The 19,003-nt window shown below is 43.0% G+C and carries 21 protein-coding genes; 11 read left to right on the top strand and 10 right to left on the bottom strand.

Annotated elements, in window-relative coordinates:
• Nucleotides 1-57: 57 nt before the first annotated feature.
• The 8 genes from AC4MCC_RS06675 to AC4MCC_RS06640 all read left to right on the top strand — a co-directional run bounded on the left by AC4MCC_RS06675 (nucleotide 58) and on the right by AC4MCC_RS06640 (nucleotide 5,990).
• On the top strand, nucleotides 58-324 hold the full coding sequence (locus AC4MCC_RS06675; protein WP_419364772.1) for a YARHG domain-containing protein: 267 nt from the start codon (nucleotides 58-60) through the stop codon (nucleotides 322-324).
• 31 nt (nucleotides 325-355) lie between these two features.
• A complete protein-coding gene (locus AC4MCC_RS06670) occupies nucleotides 356-769 on the top strand; it encodes an HIT family protein (RefSeq protein ID WP_491880106.1) in 414 nt (137 codons plus the stop codon).
• Nucleotides 770-1,111: 342 nt separating this feature from the next.
• Nucleotides 1,112-2,191: a porin gene (locus tag AC4MCC_RS06665; protein WP_475654362.1), complete on the top strand. Its 1,080-nt coding sequence runs from the start codon at nucleotides 1,112-1,114 to the stop codon at nucleotides 2,189-2,191.
• Nucleotides 2,192-2,638: 447 nt separating this feature from the next.
• Nucleotides 2,639-2,830 carry a cytochrome oxidase putative small subunit CydP gene (gene cydP / locus AC4MCC_RS06660; RefSeq protein WP_419364778.1) on the top strand — a complete coding sequence of 64 codons (192 nt, stop codon included), beginning with the start codon at nucleotides 2,639-2,641 and terminating at the stop codon, nucleotides 2,828-2,830.
• On the top strand, nucleotides 2,830-4,416 hold the full coding sequence (locus AC4MCC_RS06655) for a cytochrome ubiquinol oxidase subunit I (protein ID WP_419364780.1): 1,587 nt from the start codon (nucleotides 2,830-2,832) through the stop codon (nucleotides 4,414-4,416). Before cydP ends, AC4MCC_RS06655 begins: the two co-directional genes overlap by 1 nt.
• Complete coding sequence (gene cydB, locus AC4MCC_RS06650; protein WP_419364782.1) at nucleotides 4,413-5,558, top strand: cytochrome d ubiquinol oxidase subunit II; 1,146 nt, start codon at nucleotides 4,413-4,415, stop codon at nucleotides 5,556-5,558. The genes AC4MCC_RS06655 and cydB overlap by 4 nt, the downstream gene beginning before the upstream one ends.
• Before the next feature lie 24 nt (nucleotides 5,559-5,582).
• Nucleotides 5,583-5,684: a cytochrome bd-I oxidase subunit CydX gene (gene cydX / locus AC4MCC_RS06645; RefSeq protein ID WP_004783742.1), complete on the top strand. Its 102-nt coding sequence runs from the start codon at nucleotides 5,583-5,585 to the stop codon at nucleotides 5,682-5,684.
• Nucleotides 5,685-5,687: 3 nt separating this feature from the next.
• The gene (locus tag AC4MCC_RS06640) at nucleotides 5,688-5,990 is read left to right on the top strand and encodes a cyd operon YbgE family protein (RefSeq protein ID WP_159123153.1); all 303 of its coding nucleotides are present in this window, start codon (nucleotides 5,688-5,690) and stop codon (nucleotides 5,988-5,990) included.
• Nucleotides 5,991-6,038: 48 nt separating this feature from the next.
• On the opposite strand, the gene AC4MCC_RS06635 is transcribed toward AC4MCC_RS06640, so the two are convergent.
• The 7 genes from AC4MCC_RS06635 to pyrG form a co-directional block, all read right to left on the bottom strand.
• Nucleotides 6,039-6,398 carry a hypothetical protein gene (locus tag AC4MCC_RS06635; protein ID WP_419364784.1) on the bottom strand — a complete coding sequence of 120 codons (360 nt, stop codon included), beginning with the start codon at nucleotides 6,396-6,398 and terminating at the stop codon, nucleotides 6,039-6,041.
• Between the two features lie 137 nt (nucleotides 6,399-6,535).
• A complete protein-coding gene (gene rodA / locus AC4MCC_RS06630; protein WP_180003734.1) occupies nucleotides 6,536-7,675 on the bottom strand; it encodes a rod shape-determining protein RodA in 1,140 nt (379 codons plus the stop codon).
• A 100-nt stretch (nucleotides 7,676-7,775) separates the two neighbouring features.
• Nucleotides 7,776-8,489 carry a 2-C-methyl-D-erythritol 4-phosphate cytidylyltransferase gene (gene ispD, locus AC4MCC_RS06625; protein WP_491880108.1) on the bottom strand — a complete coding sequence of 238 codons (714 nt, stop codon included), beginning with the start codon at nucleotides 8,487-8,489 and terminating at the stop codon, nucleotides 7,776-7,778.
• A complete protein-coding gene (locus AC4MCC_RS06620) occupies nucleotides 8,458-8,847 on the bottom strand; it encodes a septum formation initiator family protein (protein ID WP_004783752.1) in 390 nt (129 codons plus the stop codon). Before AC4MCC_RS06620 ends, ispD begins: the two co-directional genes overlap by 32 nt.
• Before the next feature lie 7 nt (nucleotides 8,848-8,854).
• Entirely contained in the window at nucleotides 8,855-10,144 is a 1,290-nt protein-coding gene (gene eno / locus AC4MCC_RS06615) for a phosphopyruvate hydratase (RefSeq protein ID WP_491885793.1), read from the bottom strand.
• 44 nt (nucleotides 10,145-10,188) lie between these two features.
• A complete protein-coding gene (gene kdsA / locus AC4MCC_RS06610) occupies nucleotides 10,189-11,046 on the bottom strand; it encodes a 3-deoxy-8-phosphooctulonate synthase (protein WP_004783756.1) in 858 nt (285 codons plus the stop codon).
• 31 nt (nucleotides 11,047-11,077) lie between these two features.
• Complete coding sequence (gene pyrG / locus AC4MCC_RS06605; RefSeq protein ID WP_180054055.1) at nucleotides 11,078-12,718, bottom strand: CTP synthase; 1,641 nt, start codon at nucleotides 12,716-12,718, stop codon at nucleotides 11,078-11,080.
• 228 nt (nucleotides 12,719-12,946) lie between these two features.
• Here pyrG and AC4MCC_RS06600 point away from each other — a divergent pair, with 228 nt between their 5' ends.
• Nucleotides 12,947-13,399 carry a hypothetical protein gene (locus AC4MCC_RS06600; RefSeq protein WP_491880109.1) on the top strand — a complete coding sequence of 151 codons (453 nt, stop codon included), beginning with the start codon at nucleotides 12,947-12,949 and terminating at the stop codon, nucleotides 13,397-13,399.
• Between the two features lie 61 nt (nucleotides 13,400-13,460).
• Here AC4MCC_RS06600 and AC4MCC_RS06595 read toward each other — a convergent pair whose 3' ends face one another.
• The 3 genes from AC4MCC_RS06595 to AC4MCC_RS06585 form a co-directional block, all read right to left on the bottom strand.
• Nucleotides 13,461-14,567: a YheT family hydrolase gene (locus AC4MCC_RS06595; protein ID WP_491880110.1), complete on the bottom strand. Its 1,107-nt coding sequence runs from the start codon at nucleotides 14,565-14,567 to the stop codon at nucleotides 13,461-13,463.
• A gap of 69 nt (nucleotides 14,568-14,636) precedes the next feature.
• Nucleotides 14,637-15,047, bottom strand: a complete 411-nt coding sequence (locus AC4MCC_RS06590) for a nuclear transport factor 2 family protein (protein ID WP_312308569.1) — start codon at nucleotides 15,045-15,047, stop codon at nucleotides 14,637-14,639.
• A gap of 255 nt (nucleotides 15,048-15,302) precedes the next feature.
• Nucleotides 15,303-17,327, bottom strand: a complete 2,025-nt coding sequence (locus AC4MCC_RS06585; protein ID WP_419364793.1) for an oxidoreductase — start codon at nucleotides 17,325-17,327, stop codon at nucleotides 15,303-15,305.
• A 166-nt stretch (nucleotides 17,328-17,493) separates the two neighbouring features.
• Between AC4MCC_RS06585 and AC4MCC_RS06580 the strand changes: the two genes are divergently transcribed.
• Nucleotides 17,494-18,042: a PadR family transcriptional regulator gene (locus AC4MCC_RS06580; RefSeq protein WP_491885792.1), complete on the top strand. Its 549-nt coding sequence runs from the start codon at nucleotides 17,494-17,496 to the stop codon at nucleotides 18,040-18,042.
• Nucleotides 18,043-18,056: 14 nt separating this feature from the next.
• A complete protein-coding gene (locus tag AC4MCC_RS06575) occupies nucleotides 18,057-18,989 on the top strand; it encodes an alpha/beta fold hydrolase (RefSeq protein ID WP_419364797.1) in 933 nt (310 codons plus the stop codon).
• Nucleotides 18,990-19,003 lie beyond the last annotated feature (14 nt).

Genomic DNA, 19,003 nt, shown 5'->3' with positions numbered 1-19,003 from the left:
CCTCATATTGTGACTATTAGGCAGGCACATATAGTGGATAACCCAGAGGAAACTCTCATGAAGAAATTTTCTGTTGCAGCATTGATTGGCTTTGCAACTTTGTTCGGGGCTTCAACATCGGTTCTTGCATCTGAACAAGAGTGCAAAAAATTAAAAAATGATCATGATGTGATTTATGCGTCTAAAGGTTTCTGTTTTAAAGACCCTGAAGCGAAAGCAAAGTTTAATGACAATTGCTACACAACCAAGCCAAAATTTTCAGAAAAAGAGCAGCAACGTCTTGACGCGATCAAAGAACGTCAGAAAGAATTGAACTGTAAATAATACAATTCAATTCTGCTCAAGGAATGCACTTATGACTTACGATGACCAAAATATTTTTGCACGAATTCTGCGTGGTGAACTTCCAGCAATTAAAGTGTATGAAGATGACCGAGTTCTTGCATTTATGGACATCATGCCACAGGCCGATGGTCATACTCTGGTCATTCCTAAAACTCCAGCAATTACCTTGCTTGACCTGGATCCTGAAGTTGCAGCCTATACCATTCAGGTGGTGCAAAAAATTGCCAAAGCGATTGAAAAAGGTTTAGGTGTAGATGGCATTGTACTCATGCAGCTCTCTGGCGCTGCGGCGGGTCAGACTGTTCCGCATGTTCATTTCCATCTGGTACCTACCTCTTTGCACAACCTTGGCAAACATGCGGCACAAATGGGCGATCAGGAAAAGATCAAGCAACTTGCAGAGAAAATTAGAGCTGCTCTTTGATACATTCTTAGTCCTCAAAAATGGAGCTTCGGCTCCATTTTTTATGCCTTATTTTTCATTTTTTATCATTATTAATAAATACAGAATTTATCTCAAATAATTTTGTTAAGAACAGTATTTCTTATTCACCTGATCAGCTTTAACTAAAGCAAAAGAAATCCTACACAGATCCTTAAAAATTAAAATTGCTCCCTTTTAGATTTCATAGATCTGCAATATTTCCTTAATCATATTGACTTATTTGTAATGAATACTTGGCACCAATAGAGCGGTACATGTTTCAAGACATGACTGAAACTTGTTTTAAGACGATGAATAAAAAAGTCTTTATTGGAGCAACACATGAAAAAAACGTTATCTGCATTAGCAATTGGGGCAACAATTTTAACACCAGTCATGGCAGCTGCTGCTGACGTTAAAATTTATGGTCGTGCACACGTTTCTTTAGATTATCTGGATGATGGTAAAGACTACAATGAGGTGGCTTTATCATCGAACTCGTCACGCTTAGGCTTTAAAGCTGAAAAAGAACTAGAAAATGGCATGACGGCTTTTGCTCAAATCGAACAGCAAATCAACTTTTCAAGTGGCTCTGACGACACAGAAGATTCTATCAACTTCTCAACACGTGATACTTTTGTAGGACTTAAAGGTGACTTCGGTCAGGTGAAAGTCGGTCGTTTTGACAGCCCATTTAAAGCAGCTCGTGGCCCTGCAAACTTCTTTGGTGATCAGGTTGGCGACTTACGTAACATCACTCGCGCCTATAACCATCGTTTTGATGAACGTAACCCGAATACGATTGAATATAAATCACCTAAATTTGGTGATGGTTTCACCGCAACAGCAGCTTTGTCTTTACATGACGGCACTATGATCAACAATGATACAACCGAAGAGACCAATGAAAAGTCTCAAGCATATGATCTGGGCCTAAACTACAAAGCAGGCAACTGGGATGTAGCAGCTGCTTATGAGCATTATGCTGAAGATGTCAGCCGAGGAGAACGTGATGGTGTACGTTTAGCGGCTGCCTATAAACTGACTCCAGAATTAAATGTGGGTGCACTTTATCAGTTTACTACTCTTGATGATGGCAACGGTACCAATGCAGATGCCAATGTTTACGGAGTCGGTGCTGAATATAAACTGACTGATAAAAATACTTTGCGTGGCCATGCCTTCCATCGTGACATTGATACTTCTCACGCTAACTCTACCCTGCTGGCACTGGGTTTAGAACATCGTCTTGATAAGCAGTTCCGTATCTATGGCAATCTGGCAGCAATGCTAAATGATGATAATGCCAACCTTACCCCATGGTCACAGGCACGTAGTAACAAAGCTGGTTCAGCTCAAGGTGTAAATGCTGCTGGTGAAACTGCACTTGGACTCTCAGTCGGTATGCGTTACGACTTCTAAGCTGAATACCTATTCGCTTAAAGAGAACATCTCTGTAGCTATTATTTATTAAACATGACATACAAAAAGATCCCTAAACGGGATCTTTTTTTTGATGCATTTTCTTAAAGAAACAGTATGAGAAAGCCTGTGATCAAGATCACTTATCAGGCACATCTTTGAATAACATCCTATAACACTTCCCTTTCAACCCTTATAAAACCAACCAATTTAGTTTGATTAATTTATCCCATTATTTTAAAACCAAGCATTTTAATCAAATTAAAAAACCAATAAAATTACATAAAATAATAAAAACTAATTAGAATAAATTTTAACTCATATAAATATATATTTATTATTTTCAAATGCTTATAAATATATATTTATTTAAATTGTATCGTCTATTTATTTTTTAGTTACAATCGATTAATAATATATAACAAACCACATAATAGGCTTGTTCACATGAGCTTAGTTTCTAAAAATTTAAACCAAAAAACAGTAAGAGAGATTACTGCGATTTTAATTATCAAGATTATTCTACTTCTGATAATTAAAAATATTTGGTTTGATGCGCCTACTATTCCAAAAGATTTTGACACTCAAGTCGCCGAGCGTATCGCCGGCAATCCTTCCCAAATCAAGGAGACACGTTGATGATTTCTGAAAGCGTGGTCGATCTTTCGCGGTTCCAGTTCGCTATGACCGCGATGTATCACTTTATTTTTGTTCCACTGACCTTAGGCCTGGCATTTCTGCTTGCCATTATGGAAACCACCTATGTAATTTCCGGCAAAGAAATTTACAAGGACATGACTAAGTTTTGGGGAAAACTGTTCGGGATTAACTTTGCCTTAGGGGTAACCACAGGCTTGACCATGGAGTTCCAGTTCGGAACCAACTGGGCATATTATTCGCATTATGTGGGTGATATTTTCGGTGCACCATTGGCTATTGAAGGTTTGATGGCCTTCTTCCTTGAATCTACTTTCATTGGTTTATTCTTCTTCGGTTGGGACCGTTTATCCAAAGTACAGCATCTGGGCGTGACCTGGTTAGTTGCACTGGGATCTAACATGTCTGCACTGTGGATTCTGGTTGCCAATGGCTGGATGCAAAACCCGGTTGGTTCAGCATTCAACTATGAAACCATGCGTATGGAAATGGTGGACTTTGCAGCACTGATCTTTAACCCGGTTGCACAGGTTAAATTCGTACATACTGTTTCTGCAGGTTATGTAACTGGTGCCATCTTCGTACTGGCAATTTCAAGTTACTACATGCTGAAAAAACGTGACCTGCCATTTGCACGCCGTTCATTTGCGATTGCTGCCATTTTCGGTTTAGCATCTACTCTTTCAGTGATCCTGCTGGGTGATGAATCAGGTTATGAGCTGGGCGATGTACAAAAAACCAAACTGGCAGCAATTGAAGCCGAATGGGATACCCACCCTGCACCTGCATCATTTACTTTGTTCGGTATCCCGAATAAGGAAACCATGACTACAGATTATGCAGTGAAAATTCCTTATGTGATGGGTCTGATTGCCACACGTTCTACTACAGAACAAGTCACAGGTATTAAGGACCTGCTGGTTCAGCATGAAGCGCGTATCCGTAATGGTATGGTGGCCTATTCACAACTGGAAAAATTACGTGCTGGTGATCAGTCTCCAGAACTGAAAACCGCTTTTGAAGAAAGTCAAAAAGACTTAGGCTACGGTCTGCTTCTGAAAAAATACACGCCAAATGTTGTTGATGCCTCTGATGAGCAAATTAAAGCAGCAGCTAAAGATACTATTCCACATGTACCAAGCCTGTTCTGGGCATTCCGTGCCATGGTCGCTTCAGGCTTCCTGATGCTGGTTCTATTTATTCTTGCGACTTTTGCAGTGGCTAAACGCAATGCAGAAAACAAACCTTGGTTATTAAAATTTGCATTATTTGCACTGCCGCTTCCATGGATTGCGGCACAAACCGGCTGGTATGTAGCAGAAGTAGGTCGTCAACCTTGGACCATTGGTGAGGTATTACCGACGCATCTTTCAGCATCAAGCTTAAGCACAGGTGATGTCTGGGGTTCAATCCTTGCATTGGCAGCGTTCTATACCGTGTTACTGATTATTGAGATGTATCTGATGATCAAGTTCTCACGTCTTGGCCCAAGCTCACTGCATACCGGTAAATATCATTTTGAAAAGCTTGCAGCTGCAGAAAAGGCAAATGGGGAGACTCACGTATGATCGAATATGAATTATTAAAAATCATTTGGTGGGTGCTGGTCGGCGTATTGCTGATTGGCTTTGCCCTCACCGATGGCTTCGATATGGGCTCTATGGCAATCATGCCATTTGTGGGCAAAAATGATAGCGAGCGCCGTGCAGCGATCAATACCATTGCGCCGCACTGGGACGGTAATCAGGTCTGGTTTATTACTGCCGGCGGTGCGTTATTCGCTGCCTGGCCAATGGTCTATGCAACAGCCTTCTCTGGCATGTACTGGGCACTGTTGCTGGTCCTGTTTGCCCTGTTCCTGCGTCCAGTCGGTTTTGACTATCGCTCAAAACTGGAAAATACCAAATGGCGTAATTCATGGGATTGGGGGCTAGCCATTGGTGGTGCAGTGCCTGCATTGGTCTTCGGTGTAGCATTCGGCAACATGTTCCTCGGTGTACCATTTACTTTAGATGAAACTGTACGTTCTACTTATACTGGCAGCTTCTTTGCCCTGCTCAATCCGTTTGCGATTGTATGCGGTCTGGTCAGTTTATCGATGCTATGTGCACATGGTGGTGCATGGTTAATGCTGCGTACAGATGGTGACCTACGCCAACGTTCTGCCAAAGCAACACAAATCATGGGTCTGGTTTATCTGGTTACCTTCCTGGCTGCAGGCGCTTGGCTGTACTTTGGTGGTATTCAGGGCTATACCCTGGTTACACCTTTTGATACCAATGGTGTTGCCAACCCGCTGGCAAAAGAAGTATTGACCAATGCCAACCCAGGCTGGATGAATAACTACTCGACTTATCCAATCACGATGGCAGCGCCTATTGCCGGCATTTTGGGTGGCTTGATCATTGTACTGGCAGCAGGTAAAAATAAAGCTGGCTTGAGCTTCCTGGGTTCATCTTTAGCGGTGATCGGTGCGATTTTAACTGCCGGTTTTGCCCTGTTCCCATTCCTGATGCCTTCTAGCATTAATCCAGTTGCAAGCTTAACCATGTGGGATGCGGTATCCAGCCAAAATACCTTAACTGTGATGACTGTGGCTGCATGCATCTTCGTTCCACTGATCCTGTGCTACACCACTTGGTGTTACTACAAGATGTGGGGCGTGATTACCAAAAAACATATTCAAGAGAATTCACACAGCCTGTACTAAGGCTGTGTCTTAGGAGATAAAATTATGTGGTATTTCGCATGGATTCTCGGCATTTTGATGGCCTGTTTCGCCGGTGTACTCAGTGCACTATATATTGAAAATCATCAAGACCTGGATGAGAAATAAGAGATGACAGACGCTGCAGTTGAACAAGTAAAGATAGAAAAAAAATCTAACCCTTTTGCAATGGTGATTTCTTGCCTATTGGCTTTTCCACTCGCAGCGGTGTTGCTGGTTCATCCTGCTGCAATGCTGGATGCTAACGGGGAATATAGCCACCGCGCCATGATGTTTATCATGATCGGCATTTCAGGCGGTTTTATTCACGGGGTTGGCTTTATCCCTCAGCACTGGTTCTGGAAATGGCTATTTAGTCCGTTTCTGGCTTGGCCGTTAATGCTATGGGGTTATTACACCTGGTTTCTTAATTAGGTATTAAACAGCCAAAAACAAAGCCCTCATTTGAGGGCTTTTTGTTCTTTATTTTTTTTGTGAAACACAGCCTGTTTCATAGGTAGTTCCCAAATCCTGAAGAGATTGAGTAAACTGATTATCTAGTTTACTCACAAACTGGAATTCATCTTGCGCTGCCGCAAGATGCAGATTCTGTTTTGATAGATGCTTTAACTGCTTTAAACCGGTTGCATATTCACAGGCTTTAGCAATCATAAGTGCAGGATGCTCACGTCGGTCTACCGATGAGTTCAATACAGCAAGTTTTAACTCCAACTCATCATATTTTTGTTTGGTTTTTGCCTTAAATTCAGCCTGACTCAGTGGTTTGGCCCAAGCTGAAACAGATAACCCGAAAATTCCAATGGTTATCATTAATTTATTCATTTTCCCCTCAACAATAAAAACTACATACGATTTATCTAAGTTCTTGAATATTTATAACATAAAGCTACTTTTAATAAATACGAGCAATAAAAAAGCCAGAACTACTCTGGCTTTGAAAACTTACTTCATTGAATTTTCTACCGATGAGTATGAATTGACATCACAATACCCATCCCTGCCAACATGGAAATTACGGCTGTACCACCATAACTCATCAATGGCAAAGGGTCACCCGTCACAGGTAAAATCCCACTGACCATGCCTGAGTTTAAAAATACAAAGAAGAAAAAAGTCAGTCCGATCGCACCGGCATACAAACGGCCAAAGTTATGAAAGCTATTCATACCAATAATCAAACAGCGAATAATAATGGCCGTAAACAGGCTGAATAGCAGAAACACCCCGATAAAGCCAAATTCTTCTGCATAAGTCGACATAATAAAGTCGGTATGATGTTCAGGCAGATAACCTAGATGAGACTGCGTACCTTGTGAGTAACCTTTTCCCATAATTCCGCCTGAACCGATGGCAATTTTGGACTGGATAATGTTCCAGCCTGCGCCCAAGGCATCTGATTCTGGATCGAATAAAGTTAGAATCCGTTTCTTTTGATATTCCTGCAACAAGAACATCCACAGCAGCGGCACTGCAATAGCTAAAGCAACAAAGGCTCCAGCAATTAAACGCCATGACATGCCACTCAGGAACAGTACAAAAATCCCGGGGATCACCAGACCGATATTTAGATCGGGCTGTAATGCCACCAGTACGAAAGGTACGCCTAAAATTACCAAAGCACCGACAATGTCCAGAAACTTTGGAGGGAAAGGTTTACGGGCAAAGTACCAGGCCATCATCAGTGGCATGGCAAACTTCATTACCTCACTCGGCTGCATGCTCCCCACACCCGGCAATGTAATCCAGCGTGTTGCCCCCAGACGCTTTTCACCAATCACAAAGACCAGCAGTAGCATAAAGATACCGAACATATAAAAATATGGACTGGCAGCCTGATAAACCTTCGGTGGCACCTGTGCACAGATAAACATCACCACAAAGCCCACACCAAAACTGATCGCCTGGCGAATCACCATCCCCGAATCTTCAGAGGTAGCACTGTAAACCACCATCAGACCCAAGATCGCATTTAAAATCAGGAAACAAAGCAGCCATGGATCAAGGTGCAACTTGGTCCATCGGGAGGCATTCTGGGGATTAATACTACGACCATCGCGTGCGGACTGCCGCAAAAAACGATACTGCTGTGAAGGGATCATTGGCCCACGGGTAGAAAATTCATGATGGCGAAATTATAAGTTAAAGTGCTCCGGAATAAATCGCCATTGACTGATTTATTCCATTTTTATTGCAATATATTTAGCGCTGGGCAGCCAGAATCAGCTTGGCCAGTTCCAGATCATCTGGATAGGTAATTTTAATATTGTCAGAGCGACCTTGTACTACTTGAACTGGTTCGTCTATATGTTCCAGTGCACTGGCTTCATCGGTAATGGTAGCGCCATCTGCTAGTGCCTGCTGAATGGCACGTTTCAAGATTCCCAGTTTTGCCATTTGCGGGGTTTGTGCCTGCCATAATGTCGAACGATCTACTGTCGTTTCAATATCATGATTCTTTACGACACGTTTTAAGGTATCCCGTACCGGAATGGCCAGAATCGCCGCTTGATCGGTTGCAGTTGCAGTATTGACCAGATCAATCAAGGAACTCTGACTCACACAAGGACGGGCAGCATCATGCACCAACACCCAATCCTCTTCTGAAGCAATCTCAGATAAATATTGCAAGGCATTCAGTACAGAGTTGACGCGTTCTGCACCGCCCAAGCAAAAATGTGCTTTATCCAGATGAGAAAATGGCAGAGTCTTGGCAACATCATCCTGCACACCAATCGCAAGGACATAACCTGCTAATGGCAATTGATTCAGACGTGCAACCGTATGTTCAAGAACGGTTTGTTCCTGAATCATCTGGTATTGTTTAAGTTCGGTTTTGGAAAATCGGCTACCGGAACCTGCAGCTGGTAAAATGACCCACAATTTATGGTGTTGTTGGAACATCAGCTGATTCATTGGTTCTCAGGTCTACTTTATTCGGATTAAGATAAATCGGTTTATATTGAGTACTAATAGTGCTCATTTGCACAAAGGTTTCATGCGGCTTGATCAAACCTAGATCGAGACGAGCATGTTCTTCGATGGCTTCAATACCATTCTTCAAATCATAAACTTCTGCAGCCAGAACGCGATTACGTTCTTTCAGCTCTTCATTCAATTCTACTTGTTGCTGAATTTTCTGGGTCAATGCCTGATGGTCATTATAACCACCTTCACCAAACCAGTATAAATATTGAAACCCTGCGATCAAAACGATCGCAAGGCCCAACAGTACTTTACTCATCAAGGAGTCGAATACATTTAACATTGACATAAGTCGCTTAGTTCAAACCTTTGAACTCAGCTTTACCGCGATATGCAGCTTGAGTCAATTCTTCGATACGAAGTAATTGGTTATATTTCGCTACACGGTCAGAACGACAAAGTGAACCAGTCTTGATTTGACCTGCTGCTGTACCCACTGCAAGATCCGCAATAGTAGAATCTTCAGTTTCACCTGAACGGTGAGAGATTACAGTAGAGTAACCATTTGCTTTCGCAAGGTAGATGGCATCTAGAGTTTCAGTCAATGTACCGATCTGGTTGTACTTGATCAGGATTGAGTTACCTACTTTCTCGTTGATACCGCGTTGAAGAATCTTAGGATTCGTAACGAACAGGTCATCACCGACTAACTGGATCTTGTCGCCAAGGATAGAAGTCAGGTAAGACCAGCCTTCCCAGTCAGATTCGTCCAGACCATCTTCAATTGAGATGATTGGGTATTGGTTTACCAGACCTGCAAGGTAGTCAGCAAACTGGTTGCTTGTGAACGATTTATTGCCTTCGCCAGCCAGAATGTATTGACCGTCTTTGTAGAATTCTGAAGATGCGCAGTCAAGTGCAAGCATGATGTCAGAACCAGCTTTGTAACCAGTTTGCTCGATTGCAGACAGGATCACAGTAATAGCTTCTTCGTTAGAACGAAGGTTTGGTGCAAAACCACCTTCATCACCAACTGCAGTGTTTAAACCTTGTTTCTTCAAAACTGATTTTAAAGAATGGAAGATTTCAGCACCAGCACGTAACGCTTCAGAGAATGATATGAAACCTACAGGCTCAATCATGAATTCCTGAATATCAACAGTGTTGTCTGCGTGAGCACCACCATTCAGGATGTTCATCATTGGAACAGGCATAGTCAAAATCTTTTGACCACGAAGATCTGCGATATATTGGTAAAGCGGAGTTTTCTTTTCTTCAGCAGCAGCACGCGCAGCAGCAAGAGATACTGCCAAAGTTGCGTTTGCACCTAATTTTTCTTTGTTTTCAGTACCGTCTAAAGCGATCATCGTGTTGTCGATGTCTTTTTGTTCGAATACTGATTTACCCACTAACGCATCACGAATCAGAGTGTTTACGTTGTTAACCGCAGTTTTAACACCTTTACCTAGGTAACGTGCTTTATCGCCATCACGAAGTTCTAAAGCTTCACGAGAACCAGTTGAAGCACCAGATGGTGCACATGCACGGCCAACTACGCCAGATGCCAGGATAACGTCTGCTTCGATGGTTGGGTTACCACGAGAGTCCAAAATTTCACGTGCACGAATGTCAACGATTTGGCTCATGAACAATTCCTCAGTTGATTAATAACAGGATGCTTAAAACTGCATCAATGGGTATCTAATTTTTCAAATCCTTTCACTAGAGTATCCAGCTCTTTTAATTGAGCCAGGAATGGTTCTAGTTGAGATAAACGCAAGGCACAAGGACCATCACATTTTGCCACATCCGGATTTGGATGAGCTTCCAGGAACAAACCTGCAAGACCTGTTGCCATACCGGCACGCGCCAGTGTAGTAATCTGCGCACGACGACCACCGGCAGAGTCAGCACGACCGCCCGGAGTTTGTAATGCATGCGTTACATCAAAGAACACAGGCACGTTCATTTCTTTCATGATGTCGAAGCCCAGCATGTCTACAACCAGATTGTTGTAACCAAAGGCAGAACCGCGCTCACAAAGAATTAGCTTGTCATTCCCTGCTTCCAGACACTTATGCAAAATGTGGCGCATTTCGTGCGGAGCAAGGAACTGGGCTTTTTTGATGTTGATGATGGCATCAGTTTTTGCCATCGCTTCAACCAGGTCAGTCTGACGACTTAAGAATGCAGGTAGCTGGATAATGTCAGCAACTTCTGCCACAGGAGCAGCCTGATACGGCTCATGTACATCAGTGATAATTGGCACATTAAAATGTTTTTTAATGTCGGCTAACCACTCGATTCCTTTTTCGAGGCCAGGCCCACGGAATGAGTTCAGGCTTGAACGGTTGGCTTTGTCAAAACTTGCTTTAAAGACATATGGAATATCTAAACGTTTGCAGATATCAACATAAGTCTCTGCAATTTCAAAAGCTAAGTCTTTCGACTCAAGTACGTTCATGCCGCCGAATAGTACAAATGGCAAGTGGTTTGCCATTTGTATATCGCCTAAACGTACAATTTCTTGTGGTTTTAATTGTGACATTTAAACTTCCTAGTTGTGTCTTAAACTCGCATTATTTGGTTTTTTGGTACTGTTTTTTCGCAGCATCAATGAAACCGGCAAATAATGGATGTCCATCACGTGGCGAGCTGGTAAATTCCGGATGGAATTGTACTGCAATAAACCAAGGATGTGCAGGAATTTCAACAGTTTCTACCAAGTGTTGCACCGGAGAATAACCAGAAATCTTCATGCCTTTTTCTTCCAGCACTGGGATATAACGGTTGTTCATCTCGTAACGGTGACGGTGACGTTCGATAATTTCATCCGCACCATACACTTCAGCAGTCTTGGTACCCGGTACCAGTTCAGACTTCTGTGCACCAAGACGCATTGTACCGCCAAGATCAGAATCTACTGAACGCTGTTGAACTTCACCGCGCTCATCTAACCACTCAGTGATCAGACCAATCAATGGAGATTTAGTTGAACGGTTGAATTCAGTCGATGTTGCGTCAGTAATACCCGCCACATTACGTGCATATTCGATCACAGCCAGCTGCATACCTAAACAGATGCCTAAGAATGGCACACCGTTTTCACGTGCAAAACGAATCGCTTTCATTTTGCCTTCAGTACCACGTTCACCGAAACCGCCTGGTACCAGAATCGCATCCGCATCTTTCAATACTTCATTGACATCTTGACTTTCAAGCTCTTCAGCATTGACATAATCGATCTGAACTTTCACGCGGTTTTGAATACCGGCATGTAAAAGTGCTTCGTTCACAGACTTGTAGGCATCTGGAAGTTCAACATATTTACCCACCATCGCAACACGTACAGTGTATTCAGGGTTCAGTAAAGCTTCTACCACATTATCCCAGTCAGACAGGTCTGCTTCTGGAAGATTGTCATAGCCGAAACGTTCACAGATAAGATCATCAACATTTTGTTCATAGAAAGTACGTGGAATCTGGTAGATCGTACGTGCATCTTTACACACGACCACTGCACGCGCTTCTACGTTAGTGAACAAGGCAATTTTACGCGTCGTATCTGCATCAACATCATGTTCAGTACGGCAGATCAAAATGTCTGGCTGAATACCAATAGACAAAAGTTCTTTTACTGAGTGTTGAGTTGGTTTAGTTTTTAATTCTGCTGCAGACTTAATGTATGGGAGTAACGTTAAGTGCATCAGCATCGTACGCTTATGACCAAGTTCAACCATTAACTGACGTACAGATTCCATGAATGGGAGAGATTCAATGTCACCTACAGTACCGCCGATCTCAACGATCGCAACGTCATAACCTTCGCCAGCGCGAAGTACACGTTCTTTAATGTTGTCAGTAATGTGTGGAATAACTTGTACAGTACCACCCAGGTAGTCACCACGGCGTTCTTTATTCAGAACATCCTGGTAAACACGGCCTGATGTAAAGTTATTCAGTTTGGTCATTTTCGCACGACGCAAGAAACGTTCGTAGTAACCCAAGTCTAAGTCTGTTTCAGCACCGTCTTCTGTAACAAAGACTTCACCGTGCTGGAATGGGCTCATAGTCCCTGGATCGACATTAATGTATGGATCCATTTTTACCATGGTCACTTTTAAACCACGGGCTTCTAAAAGTGCAGCAACAGAAGCAGCTGAAATACCTTTACCTAGTGATGAAACAACACCACCAGTCACGAAAATAAAATGGGTCATTGGGTTTCTCGTACAATCGAGCCTAAATCGGCCTGCAATGTTGCGCAATTTTACTTTACCTTGTACCAATAAAGCAAAGTCAATCCGCATCAAATCAAAGAACAATAAACAATTGACTATTCTAACAGCAATTCCTTAAAAAAATTACAGTAAGTTCATATGATTTATATATTGCATTTTGCTGCTATAATAGGAACATTCACACCCTACACTATTCTGTTTGATGCAATGATGATGAAGAAACTTTTAATCTGTACCCTGATCCTGACTGGCCTTACACTGACTGGTTGTGTAAAAAAAGAAGCTCCAAAAGAAGAACAAACCGAAGTTACTCCAGCATCTGAAGTGGTTGCTCCGGAACCTGTACAACTTGAGCCTGTTGAACCATTAGAATCAACACCAGTTGAACCGGTTGAAGAAGCACCAGCAGCACCGGCTGTTGAAATCCAGCGCGAACAAACTGCGAACACTACGACTGAAATTCGCCGTGAAGTTAAAAAACCAGAACCAGCTCAATCAGAGCCTGCGCCTGCAGCTGAAACAAATTCAAGCACTGAGCAGCCTGTAAAACCTGCAGCAACACCAGCCGCTCCTAAAAACAATTCATCTTCTGCAAACAAGTCTGAAGATGATGCAGTTGCAGATGCGATTGCTGCTGCTATGCCAGCACTTGAAAACTAATATAATCCTTCATCAAAAAAACCCAGCTTATGCTGGGTTTTTTATGGTTTAAAAATCTCTTTCAAGCTGCTGTCGGAGTATTGGAAAGTTGCAGTAAATAATCTGCCATCAGACGAGTGGCCCATGATTCTGTCTGCATTAAGCCCTGATAAAAGCCACAGTGGCTGCCTTTTTTAGTGGTGACGACCACAATATTCGGCATAGCTCGAATGGTATCCTTATACGGTTCCAGATTCTGGATATGACAGACCGGGTCATCTTCCGAGTTCAAAATCATCAATGGAATTTTGACATTTTCAAAGACATAAATTGGATTGGTGGCTTTTGTATAGCTTTCATAGTCTGAAAAGCCTGCCAGCTCATAGTAGTGTTGTTCAAATTCAGACAAGTCTTTCACCTCAAGCAATTGCTTCCATGAAGGATAAATCTGCCAGGTTTCCTGATAAGGATGGATAAAACGTTTGATCAGTTTTTTAGCCATGACTTTGCTATAAAACGGATGTACATAGGCAAAACCGGTTTCAGTGTTATAGCCTGGGCATAAAGCAAAGGCTGCTTTGAGCGGGGTTTGCTCGCCCTCTTCACCCAAGTAGCGAACCAACAGTCCTGTCCCCGCAGAGGAACCCACACCATAGAGATCGGACTGAGGAAACTTGTCCTGAATATAGAGCAGCTGTTCACGCAAGTCCTGAGTAGAGCCAAACAGATTCATTTTTGGTACAGGCATTGGCAGGTCAGCATGACCACGGCGCAAACACAGGGCAACACGCCAGCCTGTATATTTATGCAGATCACGTACCAGCTCCCGCATGGATTCTGGAGAACCGGTAATGGTATGTAATAGCACAATAGTAGGTGTACTTGGCGGTAAATCTAAACCATACCAGGCAATGCCAGTAATGCCGCCATCGGACATATTCAGCTGCTCAAGCACATCATATTGCAGCTTAATCGTGCGTTTTTTTATCAAGTCCAGATATAGAATGTGCGCATGCGCATTCGATAACCACGGTGTTGGACGATATTTCTGTTTTAAAAGTGGTAAACGTTCAATCACACCAGAAAATAAACCATTCGGATTATAATAAAGTGTTGGAAGATCTGCTCCGCTAAAGCGGTCCAGATATTCACTTGAAAGTTGACTCATTTTTTTAAGCCACATTTTCATCTGTATTCCCCTCTAGTTTTCTATCAGTGATGTACAAACTTCATGCCGACTTGAATCAATTTTAGGAAATTAAGTATTAGCCTGATAAGCCTGAATCCGCTGGCCCATTTCTATAGCTAAGGCTTCAAGTCCAGATTTCGGTCGTATCATTACTTCAAAATCAATGATCTGACCTTCATCATTGAACTGAATCATGTCGATTCCCTTAAGTTTCTTATCGCCGACATTGGCTGAGAACTCAAGTACAACATTGTTACCATCTTCACTAAGAAATTCGCGGTGATAAGTAAAGTTTTCAAAGACCTGAATCACATTGGTCAAGATAAAAAATACAACCTGTTTCCCGGGATAAGGCTGAAAAGCCACGGGCGAGCGGAATACGACATTATCCGCGAGGAGTTCATTCAATATGGACATGTCACGTGTTTCTAACATTTCATGCCAGCGTGTAATGGCCTGTTTTGTTGTTTCAATTGTCATTTTAGATTCCTTTTATTTTTAAAGTTCTATCTATACGCTTTCTTCGTTTTAATAATGAAATTCCCCCTGAGCGAGACTTAAGCACTGCTTTAAGTCGAAGCGCAAGAAAGAGGGTTAGGGGGATTCTGGTGTTTCAGAATAGAATCCTCTCCCTAACCCCCTCCTTTAACAAAGGAGAGGGAACGTTGCTAATCAACTTTCTTTCATGACAATTTCGCATGAAAGCAAAAACTGTCATCTTTTAAGTTTTATCAATTAAATCACCGCAGCCAATTCAGCACCCTGACGGATCGCACGTTTCGCATCCAGCTCACCTGCTTCTTTCGCACCACCAATGAGATGCACGTTTTTACCGGCAGCTTTCAGTTCATCAAACATGGCAGTATAAGATTCCTGACCGGCACAGATAATGACATTATCTACGTCTAACACTGCAGGTTGGTCATTTACCATCACATGCAGGCCCTGATTATCAATTTTTTCATAGCTTGCACCGGCAATCATTTTGACATTACGATGTTTTAAGCCAGTACGGTGAATCCAGCCTGTGGTTTTACCCAGACTTGAGCCAACAGAAGCTGCTTTACGCTGCAATAAATAAATTTCACGTTCAGGTTGTTCTACATTGGCTGTCTTGAGTCCACCGACATTTTCATAGTTAGTGTCGATTCCCCATTCATCATAGAATTTTTCCGGATTGACACTACCACTTTCAGTTCCATGACTGAGTAGTTCGGCTGTATCAAAGCCAATACCCCCTGCACCAATAATCGCCACACGCTGACCGACTGGTTTACGCTCTCTTAGTACCTCCAAATAAGACAACACTTTAGGATGATCAATTCCAGGGATATCGAGCTGACGCGGTGTCACCCCAGTGGCAACCACGATGTCATCAAATTCAGCTGAAACCAGCTGATCAAAGGTGGCGGTACAATTTAATTTCAATTGAATACGTGGTTGCAATTCAATCTGACGTTTGAAATAACGCAAAGTTTCATAAAACTCTTCCTTACCTGGAATGGTCTTCGCAATATTAAATTGCCCACCAATCTGCGCCGAAGCTTCAAATACAGTGACATGATGACCACGACCTGCTGCATAGATAGCAAAGCTTAAACCTGCCGGCCCTGCACCGATCACTGCAATATTTTTGGCAACACTGGTTTCCTTAAAAATCAGTTCAGTTTCATAACACGCGCGTGGATTCACCAGACAGGTGGCAATTTTCATCGAGAAAATATGATCCAGACAGGCCTGATTACAACCGATACAGGTATTGATTTCATCACTACGGCCCTGTTCTGCTTTTAAGACAAACTCAGAGTCTGCCAGCATTGGACGTGCCATTGACACCATATCGGCATCGCCTGTAGCCAGGACATATTCTGCCATTTCCGGGGTATTAATACGGTTAGACGTAATAAGAGGAATATTCACCTGACCTTTTAGCTTGCGCGTAACCCAAGTAAAGGCCGCACGTGGTACTTTGGTGGCAATGGTCGGAATACGCGCTTCATGCCAGCCAATGCCGGTATTGATAATTGTCGCGCCCGCTTTCTCAATGGCCTTGGCCAGCTGGATTACTTCTTCTAGAGTTGAGCCACCTTCAACCAGATCCAGCATCGAAAGACGATAAATAATAATAAAGTTTTCACCGACCATTTCACGGGTACGGCGTACAATTTCAATCGGGAAACGGATACGGTTTTCATAGCTGCCACCCCATTCATCATCACGATGATTGGTACGTGCTGCGATGAACTCATTGATCAGGTAACCTTCTGAGCCCATGATTTCGACACCGTCATAACCAGCGTATTGAGCCAGTCTGGCACAGTTGGCAAAATCATCGATGGTCTGCTGCACTTCAGCCGAGCTTAAGGCATGCGGTTTGACTGGATTAATCGGTGCCTGAATTGGAGACGGCGCAACATTTTCTGCCTGATAAGAATAACGGCCGGTATGCAGAATCTGCATGGCAATTTTCCCGCCAGCTTCATGTACAGCTTGGGTAATCACTTTATGCTTTTCAGCTTCTTCAATGGTGTCGAGTTTGGAACCACCCTGAAAAGTGACGCCATGATCATTCGGTGAGATACCACCCGTGACGATTAAAGCCACACCACCCTTGGCACGTTCTGCATAAAAGGCAGCCATCCGATTATAACCACCCGGTGCTTCTTCTAAGCCCACATGCATGGAGCCCATCAAGACACGGTTTTTAAGCGTGGTAAAACCCAGATCCAGTGGGGCAAGTAAATTCGGATATTTAGACATTTCAACTCCCTAGCGTGCAGATGTGCTGGCTATTTTTATTCAGGCTGACTGATTTATTTCCATCAAGCAGCAGCCTTATGCAACTTGTTGCACTAATTTATAGTGCAGAATTGATTTTTATGCAACATGTTGCATAATAATCCCGAGTCACTTTTTTGAGACGTTTATGTCTTTATCACATGTTTTACTCACCAGCCTGATTGAGAAACCGAGCACCGGCATTGAACTGGCGCGCCGTTTTGACTGCTCCATGGGCTTCTTCTGGAATGCCACCCATCAGCAGATCTATCGTGAACTGAATGCCATGCTGCAAAAAGGCTGGATTTCGACCATAGAAGAGGAAGATTCTCATAGCCGTAAAAAAACCTATCAAGTAGAACGGCTCGGCCGTGAAGAACTGGCTAACTGGATGTTAGAACATAGTTCACCTGCACAGCTTCGTGAAGAACTGATGGTTCGTCTGCGTGCAGAAGCCCAGCTTGGCGGCAACAGCACCTTACCTGAACTGGAACGTCATCTAGAAATACATAAAGAGAAACTTAAAACCTATCTGCAGATTTTCGCCAAAGACTTTGCTCAAGCTGACGAAAATGACCGAACCCTGTATATTCATAAAATGATTCTGCAACTGGGTATTGATCAGGAACTGGGCTGGATTGCCTGGCTGGAACAGGTTATTCCCAGACTTAAACAATTCGATGTAAAAAAATTATAAATACGGAGATATGCATGCCCTTCTATACCATGCCAGATGGCGAACAGTTATTTGTACGTGAATACGGTCAGGGTCAACCGGTACTGGTCCTATCAGGTCTGGGCATGTTGAGCTGGCAATGGGCAGCTTTTCTCTATCCACATCAGAAAAATTTCCGCTTTATTATTCCTGAATGGCGTGGTTTTGGAGCGTCTAGTCACTGCAAAATCCCGCAAGACCTGGATGCAATTTCCAGTCATTGGCTTGATGTTCAGTCGGTGATCCAGCAGCTCAATTTAGATCAATTTATTGTGATTGCTTACTCTATGGGCGCAACCACCACCATGCATGGCTTGTGCTATGGGGATTTTGCCAAACATATAGCAGCTTATTTGCATATTGATCAAACACCGAAGATTTCGGTCGATGATGCCTGGGTATTTGGACTTTTTGGTCCACGCCATCAGGAATTTATTGAAATTTTGCAGCAGCTTTCAACATTACTTGCAGAACATCGGCAGATTGAATTCATTCGGGATCTGGATAATTCAGTACGTCAGCAAATTGCAGCATTATGGCTGCGCTTTATCCAGCTACAAAATGATCGTCCTGCCAGTTTAAAAGTGTTTAAGTTCATCCTGAATCAACCTCGTCTGCAAAGCCTGCTCCTGCCTTCCAGCCGGGTAGACTATATGATGTGGTATATCAATAATTATTTATATCATCAGGAAGATTATCGTGAAGCTCTGGCGAAGCTTACTTGTCCGGTGACTTTCTTTAGCGGTGTGCAGTCTAAACTCTATCCTGTTGAAGGTCAGCGCCTGATTGCCCAAAGCCTGCCTCAGGCTAAACAGGTACTTTTCACAAAATCTGGCCATACCCCTTTACTGACCGAGCCCCTCAAATTTGCCAGGGAGCTCGGCATCTTTCTGAAAGAAAATTTACAGTCCAGCTCTTCAGCGGCCTAAAGACTCAGGAGAAG

It is taken from the genome of Acinetobacter sp. CAU_H_56 (assembly GCF_058599425.1).
The sequence above is the reverse complement of the archived record's forward strand: the minus strand, read 5'-3'. Positions and strand labels throughout refer to the sequence as shown.

What these genes read in the sequence shown, in the direction of transcription:
- AC4MCC_RS06675 (WP_419364772.1), top strand. Translation starts at nt 58, where the DNA reads ATGAAGAAATTTTCTGTTGCAGCATTGATTGGCTTTGCAACTTTGTTC.
- AC4MCC_RS06670 (WP_491880106.1), top strand. Translation starts at nt 356, where the DNA reads ATGACTTACGATGACCAAAATATTTTTGCACGAATTCTGCGTGGTGAA.
- AC4MCC_RS06665 (WP_475654362.1), top strand. Translation starts at nt 1,112, where the DNA reads ATGAAAAAAACGTTATCTGCATTAGCAATTGGGGCAACAATTTTAACA.
- cydP (WP_419364778.1), top strand. Translation starts at nt 2,639, where the DNA reads ATGAGCTTAGTTTCTAAAAATTTAAACCAAAAAACAGTAAGAGAGATT.
- AC4MCC_RS06655 (WP_419364780.1), top strand. Translation starts at nt 2,830, where the DNA reads ATGATTTCTGAAAGCGTGGTCGATCTTTCGCGGTTCCAGTTCGCTATG.
- cydB (WP_419364782.1), top strand. Translation starts at nt 4,413, where the DNA reads ATGATCGAATATGAATTATTAAAAATCATTTGGTGGGTGCTGGTCGGC.
- cydX (WP_004783742.1), top strand. Translation starts at nt 5,583, where the DNA reads ATGTGGTATTTCGCATGGATTCTCGGCATTTTGATGGCCTGTTTCGCC.
- AC4MCC_RS06640 (WP_159123153.1), top strand. Translation starts at nt 5,688, where the DNA reads ATGACAGACGCTGCAGTTGAACAAGTAAAGATAGAAAAAAAATCTAAC.
- AC4MCC_RS06635 (WP_419364784.1), bottom strand. Translation starts at nt 6,398, where the DNA reads ATGAATAAATTAATGATAACCATTGGAATTTTCGGGTTATCTGTTTCA.
- rodA (WP_180003734.1), bottom strand. Translation starts at nt 7,675, where the DNA reads ATGATCCCTTCACAGCAGTATCGTTTTTTGCGGCAGTCCGCACGCGAT.
- ispD (WP_491880108.1), bottom strand. Translation starts at nt 8,489, where the DNA reads ATGAATCAGCTGATGTTCCAACAACACCATAAATTGTGGGTCATTTTA.
- AC4MCC_RS06620 (WP_004783752.1), bottom strand. Translation starts at nt 8,847, where the DNA reads ATGTCAATGTTAAATGTATTCGACTCCTTGATGAGTAAAGTACTGTTG.
- eno (WP_491885793.1), bottom strand. Translation starts at nt 10,144, where the DNA reads ATGAGCCAAATCGTTGACATTCGTGCACGTGAAATTTTGGACTCTCGT.
- kdsA (WP_004783756.1), bottom strand. Translation starts at nt 11,046, where the DNA reads ATGTCACAATTAAAACCACAAGAAATTGTACGTTTAGGCGATATACAA.
- pyrG (WP_180054055.1), bottom strand. Translation starts at nt 12,718, where the DNA reads ATGACCCATTTTATTTTCGTGACTGGTGGTGTTGTTTCATCACTAGGT.
- AC4MCC_RS06600 (WP_491880109.1), top strand. Translation starts at nt 12,947, where the DNA reads ATGATGATGAAGAAACTTTTAATCTGTACCCTGATCCTGACTGGCCTT.
- AC4MCC_RS06595 (WP_491880110.1), bottom strand. Translation starts at nt 14,567, where the DNA reads ATGAAAATGTGGCTTAAAAAAATGAGTCAACTTTCAAGTGAATATCTG.
- AC4MCC_RS06590 (WP_312308569.1), bottom strand. Translation starts at nt 15,047, where the DNA reads ATGACAATTGAAACAACAAAACAGGCCATTACACGCTGGCATGAAATG.
- AC4MCC_RS06585 (WP_419364793.1), bottom strand. Translation starts at nt 17,327, where the DNA reads ATGTCTAAATATCCGAATTTACTTGCCCCACTGGATCTGGGTTTTACC.
- AC4MCC_RS06580 (WP_491885792.1), top strand. Translation starts at nt 17,494, where the DNA reads ATGTCTTTATCACATGTTTTACTCACCAGCCTGATTGAGAAACCGAGC.
- AC4MCC_RS06575 (WP_419364797.1), top strand. Translation starts at nt 18,057, where the DNA reads ATGCCCTTCTATACCATGCCAGATGGCGAACAGTTATTTGTACGTGAA.